The organism is Halomonas sp. PAMB 3264 (assembly GCF_031954245.1).
GTDB lineage: Bacteria > Pseudomonadota > Gammaproteobacteria > Pseudomonadales > Halomonadaceae > Vreelandella.
On sequence record NZ_CP134866.1, the window covers coordinates 1060392 to 1076000 of the forward strand.

The window sequence follows — 15609 nt, forward strand, 5'->3', positions numbered from 1 at the left end:
GCCTGGTTGCTCTGATGCTATGCTAAGCGCCAGAGCTCATTAGCAGGTTAAGAAACGGCGCGAGGCGCCCGGGGTATCCGTTTGAAGGTAATACCAACCAACCGCACGGCCAGAGGGCTTTTGACCTCGCTTGGCGCCGGCGCAGTCGGCGGCACGGTATTTCAACTGATCGGTTTGCCGCTGGCCTGGATGCTCGGGCCGCTGGTGGCGAATCTGCTGCTTTCCTGTAACAACGTGCATGTGGCCGTGCCCGAGCGCCTGCGCAGCGTGTTTCTGGCGATGATGGGGCTAGTACTTGGAAGCCAGGTCACGCCGCAGCTTGCCCACCGCGTGGGTGATTGGCCGATCTCGGCGGCGCTTTTGCTGGCGGGTGTGGCGGCCTCCACCGCCGCCGCGGCCGCCTGGTACCGGCGCTGCGGGTTCGACGCGACCAGCGCCTGGTTCAGCGCCGCCCCTGGGGCGATGACGGCGATGATTCTACTGGGCGACCGCTGCGGCGGCGACCCGCAGCGCATCGCCGTCGCCCAGTCGCTTCGCGTGGTACTGGTGATTCTCTTCCTACCCGCGTTTTTCTGGGTCGCGAGCGGCGAGGGCGCAAGCCCCATGCCGCCAGGCACCGCGTTTGAAAGCGGCTGGATGCTGCTGCTGATTCCGCTCGTGCTGCCCCTAGGGCGCTGGCTGCGCCTGCCAAGCGCCGCGCTGCTGGCGCCACTTCTGGTGGCCGCAGTGCTATCGGGGTTCGATATCGCAAGCCTTGCGCTACCTGGCTGGGGCATGAACCTGATGCTCTGGGTGCTGGGCAGCGCCATCGGCTCACGCTTCAGGGGCATGACCGGGCGCCAGCTCTCGCGCTACCTGTGGCAATCCGGCGTGGCCACCCTGTTGGCGCTTATGGTGCTGGCGCTTTTTGCCGAGGCGATTCATCAGTTTCTTGGGGTCGGGCGGGACGTCGCGATTCTGGCGCTGGCGCCGGGCGGTATCGGCGAAATCGCCATTCTCGCCGTGGCGCTCGACATCGACCCGGTGTTCGTCGCCTTTCACCATCTGCTGCGCATGATCACACTGATGATCATCGCGCCGTTCTGGGCGCGCTATCTCACCCGGCACCGGTAGCGTTTGCGATCTCGTGCCAGGCTGTTCAGGCCACGCGTTGAACCTTTGATTTTGAACCATGCCCTGGTCGCGCCTTTCGTTACCCTTTTGAATGCTTTGTTATCCCCTGTCTTTTGGTTTCAAGGACCTTCCATGCTCGCTCGCACTATGAAATCGCTGTTTCAGTTTTTTGAGAACCGCGTGAACCCTTATCCACACGCGCAGATGACCACGCCGCCCAGGGGACTAGTGCCGTTCATCTGGCACTTCTCCAAACCGATCTGGCCGCTGTTGCTGGCCATGTCGCTGGTCACCGGCGCGGTGTCAGCGGCGGAGGTGTTCTTTTTTAGCTACATGGGCGAGCTGGTCGACTGGCTGGGGCAGGTCGAACGCGAGGGCTTCTGGCAGCAAAACGGTAGCTGGCTGATGGGCGTGGGGCTTCTGGTCGTCGTCGGGCTGCCGCTTCTGGTGCTGCTGCAGTCGCTGATCACCCATCAAAGCATTTTCGGCAACTACCCGATGATCGGTCGCTGGCTATCGCATCGCCACATGTTGAGCCAAAGCCTGGCGTTCTATCAGGACGAGTTCGCCGGGCGCGTGTCGCAAAAGGTGATGCAAACTGCCCTTGCCATCCGCGAAACGGTCACCAAGGTGATGGACCTGATGGTCTACGCGCTGGTCTATTTCACCGGTGCAGCGTTTCTGCTCGGCCGCGCCGACCCCTGGCTTTTGCTGCCGCTGGGGCTTTGGCTCATTGGGTATCTGGGCATCATGCGCTACTTCGTGCCTCGGCTTCGCGACGTCTCCATGGCCCAGGCGGACGCCCGCGCCGAGATGACCGGGCGCGTGGTGGATAGCTACAGCAACATTCAAACCATCAAGCTCTTTGCCGACACCCTGCGTGAGCAGCGCTACGCGAAAGACGCGATGGAGGGGTTTCTCACCACGGTGCACCGTCAGATGCGCCTGGTGACGGTGATGAGCGTTTGTTTGACGCTGCTCAATACGCTGCTGCTGGTCGGCATCGCCGGCATGGCGATCAGTGCCTGGTACGTCGAGGCGATTTCGCTTGGCGTGCTGGCGATCGCCATTGCGCTGGTGATGCGCATTCGCTTCATGTCCGACTGGATTTTGTGGGAAGTCGCCGGGCTGTTCGAGAACATCGGCACCGTGCAGGATGGCATGAACACCATCGCCCAGGCGCCGAGCATTCAGGACGCCCCGGGGGCGCCGCCGCTCAATGTTCCTCGCGGCGAAATCGTTTTTGATGCGCTCACCTTTCACTACACCCAGGCCAAAGGCGAGCACCGCACCGTGTTCGACGGCTTCGACCTGACGATCAAGCCCGGTGAGAAAATCGGCCTGATCGGCCGTTCAGGGGCGGGCAAGTCCACGCTTGCCAACCTGCTGCTGCGCTTTTACGACTTGCAGGGCGGGCGCATCCTGATCGATGGCCAGGACATTAGCGACGTGACCCAGACCTCGCTTCGCCACCAGATCGGTATGGTGACCCAGGATACGTCGCTTCTGCACCGCTCGCTTCGAGACAACATCCGCTACGGAAGCCCTGATGCCAGCGACGAAGACGTCTGGCAAGCGGTGTGCCGGGCGCACGCCGACGGCTTCTTGCAGGAGCTGGTCGACCCGCACGGCCGGCGCGGGCTGGATGCCCACGTGGGCGAGCGCGGGGTCAAGCTCTCCGGTGGGCAGCGCCAGCGCATCGCCATCGCCCGGGTGCTTTTGAAAAACGCGCCGATTCTGGTGCTGGACGAAGCGACCTCGGCGCTCGATTCCGAAGTGGAGGCGGCGATTCAGGAGCAGCTCGACGCGCTGATGGAGGGCAAGACGGTGATCGCCATCGCCCACCGACTCTCGACGATCGCCATGCTCGACCGTTTGATCGTGGTCGACGGCGGCGAAATGGTCGAAAGCGGCACACATCAGGAACTGCTGGCCAAAGGCGGCATCTACGCGAGTCTTTGGCAGCGCCAGTCCGGCGGATTTTTGGGGCTGGACGTGTCGGATGCGGATTCGTCTGCTAACGTGACGTAAGCGCAGTAGACCAGTTGATTAATGGATGAATCAGGAGGAGTGTATGTCCAACCGTACCGTTACCTTGAAGGCGCCCGGCGGGCTCGACCAGCTCGGCGTTTTCGAGCGTGAGGCTCCAAACGCGCCCGGCGCGGGTGAAATTCTCGTGCGCATTCACGCAAGCTCGCTCAACTTTCACGACTACGCAGTGGTCGCGGGCATGATCCCGACGGACGACGGGCGTATTCCGATGTCCGATGGCGCCGGCGTCGTCGAGGCGGTGGGCGAGGGCGTGACCGAATTCGCGGTCGGCGACCGGGTCGTGTCGACATTCTTCCCCACTTGGCTGGAAGGCCCGGCGCGGGTGGGCGATTTTCGCACCACGCCAGGCGACGGCGTGGACGGCTACGCCCGTGAGCAGATCACACGCCCGGCCACCTGGTTCACCCATCAGCCCGAAGGCTATAGCCATGCAGAGGCGGCAACATTAACCACCGCAGGGCTGACCGCCTGGCGGGCGCTGGTGGTCGATGGCGGCCTCAAGGCCGGCGACACCGTGCTGGTGCTCGGCACCGGCGGGGTGTCCATTTTCGCGCTGCAGTTCGCCAAAATGATGGGCGCGCGGGTCATCGCCACGTCGTCGTCCGACGAGAAGCTCGAAAAGCTCAAGGCGCTCGGCGCCGAGCACGTGATCAACTATCAAAAAACGCCGGAGTGGGGCAAGAAAGTCAAGGAGCTCACCGGCGGTGAAGGGGTCGATCACATCGTCGAGGTGGGCGGGCCGAAAACGCTGCCTCAGTCGATCGACGCGGTGAAAATCGGTGGTCACATGGCGCTGATCGGCATTCTGACCGGACGCGAAGGCGATATTCCCACCGCCAAGCTGATGGCCAAGCAGGCCACGCTCAAGGGGCTGATCGTGGGCAGCCGCCGGGATCAGCTCGAGATGATTCGCGCCATCGAAGCCTCGCATTTGCGCCCGATCATCGATCGTGAATTCGGCCTTGAAGAGATCGGTGATGCCTTTCGCCACCAGGAGTCCGGCCAACACTTCGGCAAGATCTGCCTGAGCTTTTAAACGCTTCAAGCCATGTTCGGTAGTTTAAACGACGACTGCACGCCCAAAGGCGTGCAGTCGTTTTATAAGAGTCGTTTGAAGACGGCGTCAGGCGCTACGCTCGGTGGGCTCGCCGATGCGGCTATAGACCACACCCTTGACCTCGAGCTCCCACACGTCCTGGTAGGGGAGCGTCAACCCCTCGATCTCGTCAGAAGCGCCTTGAGCGCTTTTGATCAGCGCCTCGGGAATGACCCTGACGCCTTTCGTATCGGCCTGTTGAATGCGCGCGCTAAAACGGTTGCCATCGTGGTCGATCAGCACCCGCTCACCTGACATGCATTTGGTCAGCTTTTCGTGAAGCTGGCTTTCGTTAACTTGAACAACGCTCATTGCGACCTCCCGTTGGGCAACGACCGGTGATGACACCGGGGTCTACATGCTTGAGTGTTCTCCTGGCACCGCCGCGCGAAGGTCTTTTAACGGACTCTTGTTGCGGTCAGGTCTACCCCTATTGACCCTTTTACTCGCGTTAAGTTCGTAAGCACCGGCTCCGGTGCAGCGTGCTAAGCTGAACGTCTTTAGCAACCAACGAGATGCGCTATGGCAAAGCGTTCGGAAGATGCCTCTTCCCCCCTTTGGGAGATCGTCGAACTCGAGGCGTTTTCTACTCCACAGAAGACCCAGCAGTCCCGCCGTCAGCGCTACGTTCGCGCACTCAAGACCTGGCTCACAGGACAGCGCGCCGCCCAGCGACACGCGATCGAAGAGCAGAAGCTGAGAAAGCTTCCCGAAGTGCGCCTGGCCCACCTGGCCCCGCCCATCGACTGGTCCCGACCGGCCACTGCCCTGGGGGAGACGCTCGATCGCACGTTTTATCAGCAGCCGGTAGTGATTTTCATCACGCCTCCCTACGGCGGGCACCAGCAGATCGTTTCCCAGTGGGCCAGAGACCAGCAGGTGATGCTTGCCGAGTCGCCCTCGGTCGAGGCGCTGCTGGCGGCTGATACCGACTGGATCATGGCGTTCGACGGTCAGCAGCGCTGGGCGCTACCGGCGCTGGAGCGCTGTTTCTTACGCAATCACGCCGGCATTCAGGGGGTGCGTGCCTTTCTGGAGCGCGCGCTCGGTGGGCATCTTGGCCAGGGCGTGATTGGCTGCGATAGCTGGAGCTACGCTTTTCTCAAGCACATCATCGGCCTGGACAGCGTGCCGACATTGACCCTGCAGGCCGTGGAGGGGGAGCAGCTTGCCGAGTACTTCATCGGCGCGGGGTCGGGGCACCAGGCGCTCACGGTCTACAGCACGCGCACCGGCGAGCCGCTGACCGTCGAGAGCCAGCAAACGCATAAACACGAAAGCGATATGCAGTACCTGGCCGTGCACTGTCGCGGCCAGCTCGGCATCGCGCGCAGCTACTGGCGCGAGCAACTTCGCGAGCCAATCGAAGAGAGTGGTCACGACGATGAGCTTTGGCTGCTCGATGCGCTAAACGAAGCGGAGCTGACCAATGAAACCGGCGATGTCGCCACGCTCGTGCTGCATTCGCTGCTCGTCCACGGCGGGCTTTGCGACCAGGCACTGCCCGAGGTCGTGCCGTTCACCCGCTCCGAGACGCTCAACGCGCGGATGGTGCTGTCCCGGCAGGGGGTTCTCACGCATTACGAAGGGCGATGGCAGGTAGCCCCTCTGGCGTATACCAGCGTTCGCGAGCTTTTGTCCTCGCGTAACTATCTCATCGACCCGCTTTAGGACGTTTCATGGAAGAGCGCAAACGCTACGCCGAGCTATTCAACGATATCGATACCAGTACGGTCATCACCGTCGGCCTGATTCTATTGGCGACGATTCTTCTGATCGTTTTGAGCCAGCGCGGATTGAACTGGCTGGCCAACCGGCTTCACGGCCAGCTTCGCTTTCGCGTGTTCGCGCTGGTGCCGCTGACCAGGCTTCTGATTCTGATTGCGGCGATCGTGTTGATCGTGCCCATGATCATCGACCCATCGCTTCGCAATATGGTGACGCTATTCGGCGCGCTGGGGCTGGCGGTTGGCTTCGCGCTGAAGGACTACGTGAGCAGCCTGATTGCGGGGGTGGTGTCGGCGGTAGAGCTTCCCTACCGCCCCGGAGACTGGGTGCAGATCGAGGATGCCTATGGTGAGGTGAAGCACGTGGGCATGCGCACCGTGCACATCCAGACCCCGGACGACGACCTGGTCGCCATGCCGCACCTGAAGCTGTGGGATACGCCGGTCTATAACGCCAACAACGGTGGGCCGTCGCTACAGTGCGTGACGAGCTTCTATCTTTGCGTCGATGACGCTGCGGGCTGGGTGCGCCAGGCGCTCAAGGACGTTGCGCTGACCAGCGCGTATTTAAGGTTCGATGCGCCAATCATCGTCGTTGCCGAGGAGAAGCCCTGGGGCACGCACTATCGCATTCGCGCCTACCCGGTCGACCCGCGCCAGCAATTTTTGTTCATTACCGACCTGACCGTGCGCGCCAAACAGGTGCTCAGTCAGGCCGGGATCAAAACCGCGCATCTGCCGCCGGACACCGCGCTCGATGCCGGTGAGGTGACCTCGGGGCCGAGCAAGCCGCGCGGCTAGCGCGGGCTTAGCTTTCCTGCTCGGGCAGCTCGGCGCTGTGAAAGACGTTTTGCACGTCGTCCAGGTCGTTGAGCATGTCGAAGAATTTCTCGAACATCACCGCGTCGTCGCCTTCCACCGGCGTGGTGGTCTGGGGCAAGAACTGGATTTCGTCGGCTTCGAAATCGAGCTCGCCAAAGGCGTCGATCAGCGCCTGCTTGGCCTTGGCGTAATCGGTGTGCGGCGCGAAAACGGTGATGCGCTCCTCTTCCTGCTCGATGTCGGTGACGTCGACATCGGCTTCCATCAGCGCCTCGAGCACCGCTTCCTCGTCTTGCCCCTTGAAGGAGAAGATCGCGCAGTGGTCGAACATGTGGCTTACGCTTCCAGGCGTGCCGATCTTGCTTTTGGTCTTGGTAAAGCAGCCGCGCACGTCGCCAAAGGTGCGGTTCGGGTTGTCGGTCAGACACTCGACGATCACCATGGCGTTGCCCGGGCCAAAGCCTTCGTAGCGGGCGGTAGAGAAGTCCTCGCCGCCGGCGCCCGACGCTTTATCCAACGCCTTGTCGATCACGTGCGAAGGCACCTGATCCTTCTTGGCGCGCTCCATCAGGCCACGCAGCGCCAGGTTGCCGTTGGGGTCGGTGCCGCCGGACTTGGCGACGACATAAATCTCGCGCCCGTACTTGCTGTACACCTTGGTTTTCGCCGCGGCCGTCTTGGCCATCGATTCCTTGCGGTTTTGAAACGCCCTACCCATGTTAACGTCCTTTCATCGCCTAAAGCTGCCTGAACGCCAGGCGCTATATTCATCAACGCCATGGTAAATCGACATCGCGAGCCCTGGAGCTCGGGACGATCAACGCCATGGTTCATCAAAAGGGAAAAATTTTACCCAACAGCGTAACATGCTAACAGCGTTATTTAAGACCGCGTGGCGGGGAGTGTTTCGCCGCGCTTGAAAGCCGCCCTCGGCGACGATAAAAACGAGAAGGAAGAACGTATGCCGCTGTCACTTTGGCTGTCGCTGGCCGCCATTTGTACCATGGGCGCGATGTCGCCCGGGCCAAGCCTGGCGCTCGTGTTACGCCACACTTTGGGGGGCGGGCGCCAAAGCGGAATGATCGCGGCGGTGGCCCACGCGCTTGGCGTAGGTATCTACGCGCTATTGACGGTGCTGGGGCTTGGCGCGCTGATCGCGAGTCACCCGGAGCTCTTTCGCTGGGTGACCTGGCTTGGGGCCGCCTATCTTGCCTGGCTTGGCGTCAAGGCGTTGCGCGCCGGCCGTTCAGGCGTACTCTCGCCAGCCCACGTGGCAACGACGAGGCGTCTGGCCGCAAAAGAGGGGCTATTGGTGGCGCTGATCAACCCCAAGCTGATTCTCTTTTTCGTGGCGCTTCTGAGTCAGTTCGTATCGCCGGACATGGGGCTTTTCGCCAAACTGATCATCGTGATGACGGCGGTCGTGATCGACGGCGGATGGTATTTGATCGTTGCTCTCGGGCTTTCGCACTCTTCCGTGCTGCCCTGGCTTCAGCGCCGTTCGCACTGGGTCAACCGGGTGACCGGTGCGCTGCTTTTACTACTGGCGCTGCGCGTGGTGATGGGGCCGCTGGTCGAGGCGTAATGCGCCGGGTAACGTCATCGTTTTCAACGGGTTTTCGACAAGGGCTTTGCCATGACCATTTTCGAGCAGGACTGCCATACCCATCAGGGCGAACCGTTCAACCTGCGCGCGCTGAAAGGGCAGGTGCTGCTGGTAGTGAACGTCGCAAGCCAGTGCGGCTTCACTCCGCAGCTCGAGGAGCTCGAAAGCCTTTACAAGCGCTATCGCGACCGCGGCTTCACCGTGCTCGGCTTTCCCTGTAACCAGTTCGGCCGTCAGTCGCCGGAGAGCGCCGAGGCGTTTTGCCAATTCGGCGAGCAGCGCTTCGGGGTGCATTTTCCGCTAATGGAGAAGGTGCGGGTCAACGGGCCCGAGGCGCATCCGTTGTTCGCCGCGCTCAAACGCGACGCGCCGGGACTTTTAGGCACCCGCATGATCAAGTGGAACTTCACCAAGTTTCTGGTCGGCCGCGACGGCCGGGTGATCGCGCGCTTCGGCCCCAGGGAGCGCGGCCTGACGCTGCGCCGGGCGGTGGAAGCCGCGCTCGATCAGGAGCCCTGAACGTCCCCGCGCGCGACCATCAGCCGCTGCATCAGCGCGCCCCAGCGGTGGCGCACCATCATCGTGGTCAATCCCGAAAACAGCGCCCAGCTCTTGCGCCGCCAGCCGCGCAAGCGCAGGTTGTGCGAGACGAGCTGCTGCATCAGCTTACGATCGTCGAACGCTCGCCATTCACTGGCAATGGAGAGCTGATGGCGCGCCATCACCGGCGCGAGCTCCAGGCGAAACATCCACTCGAGCTCCTTGAGCGACAACCCATGCGCCTGGATCACCTCGATCATGTGCGCGTAGTCGCGCTCGCCGGGCTCGCGGTCGAGCCAGAGCGGGGCGAGGGCGAGCCAAACGTCGCCACGTTCATCCACTAACTGCTGTGCGTTCATTGGTTCATCATCGCGAATTGGCCGTCCAGGCATCGGCCCTTACAGGGCCTGATACGTTCACCTGAGTATCCTGACGCGAAAACCCGCCAGGCTCAAGTGCGGACAGCGTCGCCTCGGCCCGCTAGAATGGGCGCCAACGCCACGGGCCTGCCCGTCGATGAACCCCGATTTTCGATAAGGAGATCCCAGTGATTATCAAACCCAAAGTACGCGGCTTTATCTGCACCACCACGCACCCCAAAGGCTGCGAGCAAAACGTGCGCGAACAGATCGAGGCGACCAGAGCCCGCGGTCTGGACAAGCGCCAAGGCCCGAAAAAGGTGCTCGTGATCGGCGCCTCCAGCGGTTACGGCTTGGCGGCGCGCGTCACCGCCGCCTTTGGCTATGGCGCCGACACGCTGGGCGTGTTTTTCGAAAAGCCCGGTACCGAGAAAAAGCCCGGCACCGCCGGCTGGTACAACAGCGCCGCGTTCGACAAGTTCGCCAAGCAGGAAGGCCTCTACAGCAAGGCGATCAACGGCGATGCCTTCTCTCATGAAGCCCGCGAGAAAGCCATCGAGCTGATCAAGCAGGACATGGGGCAGGTGGATCTGGTGGTCTACTCACTGGCATCACCCGTACGTAAGCTGCCGGATACCGGCGAGCTCAAGCGCTCAAGCCTTAAGCCGATCGGCGAGACCTACCGCGCCACGGCGATCGACACCAACAAGGACACCATCATCGAAGCCGAAGTCGAGCCCGCGACCCAGGCCGAGATCGATGACACCATCACCGTGATGGGCGGCGAGGACTGGGAGCTCTGGATGAACGCCCTGGCGGATGCCGATGTGCTGGCCCCGGGGGCGAAAAGCGTGGCGTTCAGCTACATCGGCACCGAGATCACCTGGCCGATCTACTGGCACGGCGCGCTTGGCAAGGCAAAAGAGGATCTGGACCGCGCGGCCACGGCCATCGACGCCAAGCTGGGTGAGACCGGCGGCCAGGCGAACGTGGCAGTGCTCAAGTCTGTGGTGACACAGGCGAGTGCGGCCATTCCGGTCATGCCGCTCTATATCGCCATGGTGTATCGCATCATGAAAGAGCAGGGCCTGCACGAAGGCACCATCGACCAGCTCAACCGCCTGTTCGGCGAGCGCCTCTACGCCGAAGACAAGAGTGCCCAGGGGCTCGACGAGATGGGGCGTTTTCGTCTGGACGACTGGGAGCTACGCGACGACGTCCAGAAGGCGTGTCAGGATCTGTGGCCGGAAGTCACCAGCGACAACCTTTTCGAGATTACCGACTATGCTGGTTACAAGCACGAATTCCTGAAACTGTTCGGCTTCGAGCGTGAGGACGTCGACTACGACGCCGACGTCGACCCGGAGGTCGATTTCGACGTCGTCTCGCTTTAACGGCGCTTTTCAAAAAGGCTCGAAGCCTGTGAGGGCGGGCGCCCGTCCCGGGCGCCCGCTCAAGAGGCGAGGCCATGGATACCCGCGAAAGTAAAACGCCCAAACAAGAGAAAGAGCACGTAATGGGCCAGCGCCAACCTGAACGGGCGCCGCAGATGCCCGCTCATCGACAGCCCGAAGCAAGGCGCTCCCCCAAAGGATTTTATAAACTCCTGCCCATCGTCGTTTCCGTACTTGCCGTGGCGCTCGCACTGTTCATTATTGCGGGCATACTGCTCGGTAAGTGACCCGCACCGACGTTGCAGCCAGACTCTTTCAAACAGACCTTTCAGCCAGACCCAAACGTCTCCCGATGCCGTTGACCGTGCGGGCGCAAAATAAATTGCGTATCGCGGCTTTGCTCACTAGCTTCAATAGAGTCGATCAACTACAAGGAGTCACCCCATGAAACGGACAGCACTGGCGGTCGCCATCGCCGCGATCTGCGCGGGCACGTCGTTTGGCGCCCTGGCCGAAGAAGAGAGTCCGGCGGCGTCCGGCGGTTCCAACGAGCAGCAACAGACGTCAGGAGCGGCTGCCCAGGGCGCGCAGGGGGCGCAAAGCCAGACCAGCACCGAAGACGACACCGACGGTAGCGACGCGCAAAGCGGCGATACCGATATGGACGCCGATACTGACACGGATACCGATACCGACATGGAAGCGGATACCGACATGGGGACGGCGGCCGAGCCCGACGCCAATGCGGACACCGACAGCGGCACCGGTAGCGCCTCCGGCGCCGACAACGAAAGCCAGGGCCAGATGAGCGATGACCAGGGCAGCGATGCTGACATGAGTAGCGACGCTGACGCGGTAGACGATACCGAAAGCGACGGCCAGATGGAGAGCCCGCCCTCAACCAACTCCGACGACGCTACGACCGAGGAAGCCATGGCGGCGGAGGAGTCCATGACCGAAGAGGCCGCTGACGACAGCGCCGGCCAGATGGACGGCAACCAGGGCCGTAGCCCGAACGCCATGGAAGATCCGGACAACCTCGAGCCTGACGAAACGCTCGCCGAAAACGACACCCAGGGCGGCCTGATGTCGCTGACGATCAGCGATGTCGAAGGCATGACGGTAGTCAATCAGGAAGGCGAGGAGATCGGCGAGGTCGATAACGTGGTCGAGCACAACGACTCCGGCGATCTTTACGCTGTCGTCTCCATTGGCGGCTTCTGGGGCTTCGGTGCCACCGATGTGGCGCTGGCGCTGCAGGAGATCAATCTCGAAGACGATCAGCTGGTGATGCAAACCACCTACGGTAGCGACGAAATCGAGTCCGCGACCGAGGAGTACAACGAGGACAACTACAGCCAGGTCGACGGCGACATGCAGGTGGGCGAGCTCGCCAACCATCCGAACCGCGGCCAGTAAGGCGCCACGTTCGTGGCAAGCCTTCGCTGGCGCTAAAACGCACAGGGCAAGGGGCTTCCCCTTGCCCTGTTTGCGTTGGCCGCTTTTCTTACAAAGCCGCACTGATTCCCCGGGCGTTATTGGTTAAGATATCCCTTTGTTTTCAACCGGTCGTTTTCATGGCGCACGCGTCACCTATCGATGCTCCTTCGTCCACTCCGAAGCGATTCGGCGTGCTGCTGCTGCCCGGCTTCTCTCTGCTCTCTCACGCTTGCCTGGTCGAGCCGCTGCTGCTGGCCAATCAGCTCAGCGGCCAGAGCCGCTATCAGGTGATCTCGCTCGGCCTTGAAAAAGGCAGCGTGCGCAGCGCCGCCGCCCTCAGCGCTGATGTCGAGTTCGGGCTCGGCGACGGTGCAGAGGCCTTTGATTGCGTGTTCATCGCCGCGCCTTCGCCGCTGCCCTATCCGCTCGGCGCGGCGCTGCTAGGGTGGCTGCGCACGCTCCCTTCGAAAACGGCGCTAGGGGGGCTTGCCGGTGGAAGCGAGGTGCTGGCGCGCTGTGGGCTTTTGGACGGTTACCGGGCGACGCTTCCCTGGCAGCGCTTTGCCGCGCTCTCTCAGGCCTACCCGGCGGTCACCTTCACCCAGACCCTGTTCGAGATCGACCGTGACCGCCTGAGTGCGGCCGGCGGCACCGCCGCGCTCGATATGACGCTAACGCTGATTCGCCGCGAGCTGGGGGCCGAGCTTGCCCAGCGGGTTTCCGAGCAGTTCGCCTACGAGCGCGTGCGTACCGCCGACGAGCCCCAGCACGTGCCGCTTCGAAGCCGCCTGGGCCACGCGCCGCAAAGCCTGGTGGACGCGGTGGCGCTGATGGAGGCGAACATCGAAGAGCCGTTTTCGACGCTGGAGCTCGCCGAGCATCTGGGCGTCTCGCGCCGCCAGCTCGAACGGCTGTTCAAGAAATACCTGCAGGCGGTACCGAGCCGCTACTACCTGGATTTGCGCCTGCAGGCCGGGCGCTCGCGGCTGCGCGAAAGCGACCAGCCGATCGGTGAGATCGCGCTGGCCGTGGGGTTTTCTTCCGGGGCGCACTTCTCGACCGCCTACCGCAACCACTTCGGCCTGACGCCCCGGGAAGAGCGGTTGACCTGACGCGCCCCACGTGACGTCTCGTACAGCGTCTAGGCCATGGTATCCACGATACCGCCTTCGACCCGCAGCGCCGCACCGGTGGTGGCGCTGGCTTGCTCGGAGGCGACGTAGACGCACAGATTCGCGACTTCGTCGGTGTCGGCGAGCCGGTGAATGATCGACGAGGGCCGGTTTTCGTCGATAAAGCGCGCCTCCGCCTCCTCGATCGATATATCTTTCTCGCGCGCCTGCTCTTCGATCATGGCATTGACGCTTTCCGAGCGGGTCGGGCCGGGCAGAATGGCATTCACCGTGACCCGTGTGCCGGTGAGCACCTTGGCGAGCCCGCGCGACACGGACTGCAGTGCGGCCTTGGTCATACCGTAGTGGACCATCTCGGTGGGGATGTTCAGCGCCGACTCGCTGGAGATGAACTGGATCCGGCCCCAATTGCGCTCGCGCATGCCGCGGGCATAGTGGCGCGACAGGCGCACCGCGCTCATTACGTTGGTGTCGAAAAAGCGCTGCCAGGTATCGTCGTCGGTATCAAAAAAGTCGCCGGCTTCGAAGATACCGACGTTGTTGATCAGGATGTCGGCCTCCGGCACGCGCTCGATCAGTTTCTGGCAGCCGTCTGCGGTGCTCAAATCCACCGCCACGCCGGTAGCGTTGGCGTTTTCGACGTCGCGCCCTAGTGTTTCGAGCGCCTGGTCGATCCGCTCCTTGCTGCGCCCGGTCACCACGACGCTGGCGCCCGCCGCGGCGAGCCCCTTGGCGATCGCGTAGCCAATGCCGCCGGTAGAGCCCGTGATCACCGCGCGTTTACCGCTCAAATCGATCTGCATACGTTTCTCCTGGATGGGTCGTCAAAACGGCTCGGGCCGTCGTGTTAGCCGGCTAATCGTCGCGTTAATCACTATGGTCGCTGAGGGTGGAAAATCAAGCCGGCGCTCTTTCAGGTACTCCTTCCCGCACGCGTTCCGGCACCCTTGTAAAAGCGTTGCGTCGTGAGTGAGTCTCGTACCGGCTACTGCCGCTTTACATAATTAACCGTCTCAATCGTGAAAGTGTGAAACGTGACGGGCTGCGTATACTGGAACTCTTTTGCCCGTAACCGGAGAGTCACATGAGCCACACGCCCAGCCGTCAGGATTTCGACACCTACATGACGCCCAACTACGCGCCGCAGCAGGTGGTGCCGGTGCGCGGCGAGGGCAGCCGCCTGTGGGATCAGGAAGGGCGTGAGTACATCGACCTGGCCGGCGGTATCGCCGTCAATGCGCTCGGCCACTGCCACCCAGCGCTGGTCGGCGCGCTCAAGGAGCAGGGCGAAAAGCTCTGGCACCTCTCCAACATCTATACCAACGAGCCGGCCTTGGCGCTTGCCCGCAAGCTGGTCGACAGCACCTTCGCCGAGAAGGTCTATCTCTGCTCTTCCGGCGGCGAGGCCAACGAGGCCGCGCTGAAGCTGGCTCGGCGCTACGCGTTCGATCATTTCGGCAAGCAAAAGGACAAGATCATCTCCTTTCGCCAGTCGTTTCACGGCCGCACGCTCTTCACCGTCACCGTTGGCGGCCAGCCCAAATACTCCGAAGGCTTCGGCCCGGTGCCCGGCGCTATCCAGCACGCCGAGTACAACGACCTGGAGAGCGTGCGCGCGCTGATCGACGACGACACCTGTGCGGTAATGGTCGAGCCGATGCAGGGCGAAGGCGGCATCATTCCCGCCACCCAGGCGTTTCTCGAAGGCCTTCGCGCGCTGTGCGACGAGCACCAGGCACTATTGATTTTCGATGAGGTGCAAACCGGCGTCGGGCGCAGCGGCAAGCTCTACGCCTACCAGCACTTTGGGGTGACGCCGGACATTCTGACCACCGCCAAATCCCTGGGCGGCGGCTTCCCCATGGCGGCCATGCTGACCACCGATAACATCGGCGCCTCATTGGGTTTCGGCACCCACGGCTCGACCTACGGCGGTAACGCCCTGGGCTCGGCGGTCGCACTCGCCGCTCTCGACGTGATCGATACCCCGGAAGTGCTCGACGGCGTCCAGGCGCGCCACCAGCTGTTTCGCAAGCACCTGGAGGCGATCAACGAGAAGTACGGCGTGTTCAAGGAGATCCGCGGCATGGGTCTGTTGATGGGCGCGCAGATGAGCGATGCCTTCGAGGGGCGTGCCAAGGACATCCTGCCGCTGGCCATCGAAGAGGGGCTGATGGCGCTGATCGCCGGGCCCAACGTGCTGCGTTTGGCGCCGTCGCTGGTGATTCCCGAGGCGGATATCGAGGAGGCCATGGCGCGGTTGGAGCGTGCGATCAAACGTCTCGTCGCGCATTCATGAACCGGGCCGAGCAGGCCCTGACGGCAGG

Annotated in this window: 16 protein-coding genes; 12 read left to right on the plus strand and 4 right to left on the minus strand. The window is 62.6% G+C overall.

Going from position 1 to position 15609, the window contains the following annotated elements:
• The first annotated feature begins 81 nt into the window (after positions 1 to 81).
• The 3 genes from RN347_RS04795 (at position 82) to RN347_RS04805 (ending at position 4201) form a co-directional block, all read left to right on the plus strand.
• Positions 82 to 1113 carry an AbrB family transcriptional regulator gene (locus RN347_RS04795; RefSeq protein ID WP_311960363.1) on the plus strand — a complete coding sequence of 344 codons (1032 nt, stop codon included), beginning with the start codon at positions 82 to 84 and terminating at the stop codon, positions 1111 to 1113.
• Between the two features lie 132 nt (positions 1114 to 1245).
• Positions 1246 to 3144 (plus strand): ABC transporter ATP-binding protein, encoded by a 1899-nt coding sequence (locus RN347_RS04800; protein ID WP_263584717.1) that lies wholly within the window; start codon positions 1246 to 1248, stop codon positions 3142 to 3144.
• Positions 3145 to 3187: 43 nt separating this feature from the next.
• Positions 3188 to 4201 (plus strand): NAD(P)-dependent alcohol dehydrogenase, encoded by a 1014-nt coding sequence (locus tag RN347_RS04805; RefSeq protein WP_263584716.1) that lies wholly within the window; start codon positions 3188 to 3190, stop codon positions 4199 to 4201.
• An 87-nt stretch (positions 4202 to 4288) separates the two neighbouring features.
• Here the strand turns inward: RN347_RS04805 and RN347_RS04810 are convergent, their stop codons facing one another.
• Positions 4289 to 4573, minus strand: a complete 285-nt coding sequence (locus RN347_RS04810; protein ID WP_263584715.1) for a hypothetical protein — start codon at positions 4571 to 4573, stop codon at positions 4289 to 4291.
• Positions 4574 to 4783: 210 nt separating this feature from the next.
• Here RN347_RS04810 and RN347_RS04815 point away from each other — a divergent pair, with 210 nt between their 5' ends.
• Together RN347_RS04815 and RN347_RS04820 are read left to right on the plus strand one after the other, a co-directional pair.
• On the plus strand, positions 4784 to 5932 hold the full coding sequence (locus RN347_RS04815; RefSeq protein WP_311960364.1) for a hypothetical protein: 1149 nt from the start codon (positions 4784 to 4786) through the stop codon (positions 5930 to 5932).
• 8 nt (positions 5933 to 5940) lie between these two features.
• Entirely contained in the window at positions 5941 to 6789 is an 849-nt protein-coding gene (locus RN347_RS04820) for a mechanosensitive ion channel family protein (RefSeq protein WP_263584713.1), read from the plus strand.
• Between the two features lie 7 nt (positions 6790 to 6796).
• On the opposite strand, the gene RN347_RS04825 is transcribed toward RN347_RS04820, so the two are convergent.
• Positions 6797 to 7528: a YebC/PmpR family DNA-binding transcriptional regulator gene (locus RN347_RS04825; protein ID WP_263584712.1), complete on the minus strand. Its 732-nt coding sequence runs from the start codon at positions 7526 to 7528 to the stop codon at positions 6797 to 6799.
• Between the two features lie 243 nt (positions 7529 to 7771).
• Here RN347_RS04825 and RN347_RS04830 point away from each other — a divergent pair, with 243 nt between their 5' ends.
• Positions 7772 to 8395 carry a LysE family translocator gene (locus RN347_RS04830; RefSeq protein ID WP_311960365.1) on the plus strand — a complete coding sequence of 208 codons (624 nt, stop codon included), beginning with the start codon at positions 7772 to 7774 and terminating at the stop codon, positions 8393 to 8395.
• 51 nt (positions 8396 to 8446) lie between these two features.
• Entirely contained in the window at positions 8447 to 8935 is a 489-nt protein-coding gene (locus RN347_RS04835) for a glutathione peroxidase (RefSeq protein WP_263584710.1), read from the plus strand.
• Here the strand turns inward: RN347_RS04835 and RN347_RS04840 are convergent.
• Positions 8923 to 9315, minus strand: a complete 393-nt coding sequence (locus tag RN347_RS04840) for a hypothetical protein (protein ID WP_263584709.1) — start codon at positions 9313 to 9315, stop codon at positions 8923 to 8925. The genes RN347_RS04835 and RN347_RS04840 overlap by 13 nt on opposite strands.
• A 188-nt stretch (positions 9316 to 9503) precedes the next feature.
• On the opposite strand from RN347_RS04840, the gene fabV reads away from it, so the two are divergent.
• The 4 genes from fabV to RN347_RS04860 all read left to right on the plus strand — a co-directional run bounded on the left by fabV (position 9504) and on the right by RN347_RS04860 (position 13261).
• Positions 9504 to 10709, plus strand: a complete 1206-nt coding sequence (gene fabV, locus RN347_RS04845) for an enoyl-ACP reductase FabV (protein WP_263584708.1) — start codon at positions 9504 to 9506, stop codon at positions 10707 to 10709.
• A gap of 74 nt (positions 10710 to 10783) precedes the next feature.
• Entirely contained in the window at positions 10784 to 10996 is a 213-nt protein-coding gene (locus tag RN347_RS04850) for a hypothetical protein (RefSeq protein WP_311960366.1), read from the plus strand.
• A gap of 157 nt (positions 10997 to 11153) precedes the next feature.
• The gene (locus RN347_RS04855; RefSeq protein ID WP_311960367.1) at positions 11154 to 12128 is read left to right on the plus strand and encodes a PRC-barrel domain-containing protein; all 975 of its coding nucleotides are present in this window, start codon (positions 11154 to 11156) and stop codon (positions 12126 to 12128) included.
• A 158-nt stretch (positions 12129 to 12286) separates the two neighbouring features.
• Positions 12287 to 13261, plus strand: coding sequence for a GlxA family transcriptional regulator (locus tag RN347_RS04860; RefSeq protein ID WP_311960368.1), 975 nt, complete (start codon positions 12287 to 12289; stop codon positions 13259 to 13261).
• A 29-nt stretch (positions 13262 to 13290) separates the two neighbouring features.
• Here RN347_RS04860 and RN347_RS04865 read toward each other — a convergent pair whose 3' ends face one another.
• On the minus strand, positions 13291 to 14085 hold the full coding sequence (locus tag RN347_RS04865; RefSeq protein WP_311960369.1) for an SDR family oxidoreductase: 795 nt from the start codon (positions 14083 to 14085) through the stop codon (positions 13291 to 13293).
• A gap of 281 nt (positions 14086 to 14366) precedes the next feature.
• On the opposite strand from RN347_RS04865, the gene RN347_RS04870 reads away from it, so the two are divergent.
• Complete coding sequence (locus tag RN347_RS04870; RefSeq protein ID WP_311960370.1) at positions 14367 to 15581, plus strand: aspartate aminotransferase family protein; 1215 nt, start codon at positions 14367 to 14369, stop codon at positions 15579 to 15581.
• Positions 15582 to 15609 lie beyond the last annotated feature (28 nt).

Excerpts from the sequence above, each read along its gene's own strand:
- RN347_RS04840 (WP_263584709.1), bottom strand. The coding sequence starts at position 9,315 with ATGAACGCACAGCAGTTAGTGGATGAACGTGGCGACGTTTGGCTCGCC.
- RN347_RS04815 (WP_311960364.1), top strand. The coding sequence starts at position 4,784 with ATGGCAAAGCGTTCGGAAGATGCCTCTTCCCCCCTTTGGGAGATCGTC.
- RN347_RS04860 (WP_311960368.1), top strand. The coding sequence starts at position 12,287 with ATGGCGCACGCGTCACCTATCGATGCTCCTTCGTCCACTCCGAAGCGA.
- RN347_RS04865 (WP_311960369.1), bottom strand. The coding sequence starts at position 14,085 with ATGCAGATCGATTTGAGCGGTAAACGCGCGGTGATCACGGGCTCTACC.
- RN347_RS04830 (WP_311960365.1), top strand. The coding sequence starts at position 7,772 with ATGCCGCTGTCACTTTGGCTGTCGCTGGCCGCCATTTGTACCATGGGC.
- RN347_RS04835 (WP_263584710.1), top strand. The coding sequence starts at position 8,447 with ATGACCATTTTCGAGCAGGACTGCCATACCCATCAGGGCGAACCGTTC.
- RN347_RS04810 (WP_263584715.1), bottom strand. The coding sequence starts at position 4,573 with ATGAGCGTTGTTCAAGTTAACGAAAGCCAGCTTCACGAAAAGCTGACC.
- RN347_RS04820 (WP_263584713.1), top strand. The coding sequence starts at position 5,941 with ATGGAAGAGCGCAAACGCTACGCCGAGCTATTCAACGATATCGATACC.
- RN347_RS04805 (WP_263584716.1), top strand. The coding sequence starts at position 3,188 with ATGTCCAACCGTACCGTTACCTTGAAGGCGCCCGGCGGGCTCGACCAG.
- RN347_RS04800 (WP_263584717.1), top strand. The coding sequence starts at position 1,246 with ATGCTCGCTCGCACTATGAAATCGCTGTTTCAGTTTTTTGAGAACCGC.
- RN347_RS04825 (WP_263584712.1), bottom strand. The coding sequence starts at position 7,528 with ATGGGTAGGGCGTTTCAAAACCGCAAGGAATCGATGGCCAAGACGGCC.
- RN347_RS04850 (WP_311960366.1), top strand. The coding sequence starts at position 10,784 with ATGGATACCCGCGAAAGTAAAACGCCCAAACAAGAGAAAGAGCACGTA.
- RN347_RS04855 (WP_311960367.1), top strand. The coding sequence starts at position 11,154 with ATGAAACGGACAGCACTGGCGGTCGCCATCGCCGCGATCTGCGCGGGC.
- RN347_RS04870 (WP_311960370.1), top strand. The coding sequence starts at position 14,367 with ATGAGCCACACGCCCAGCCGTCAGGATTTCGACACCTACATGACGCCC.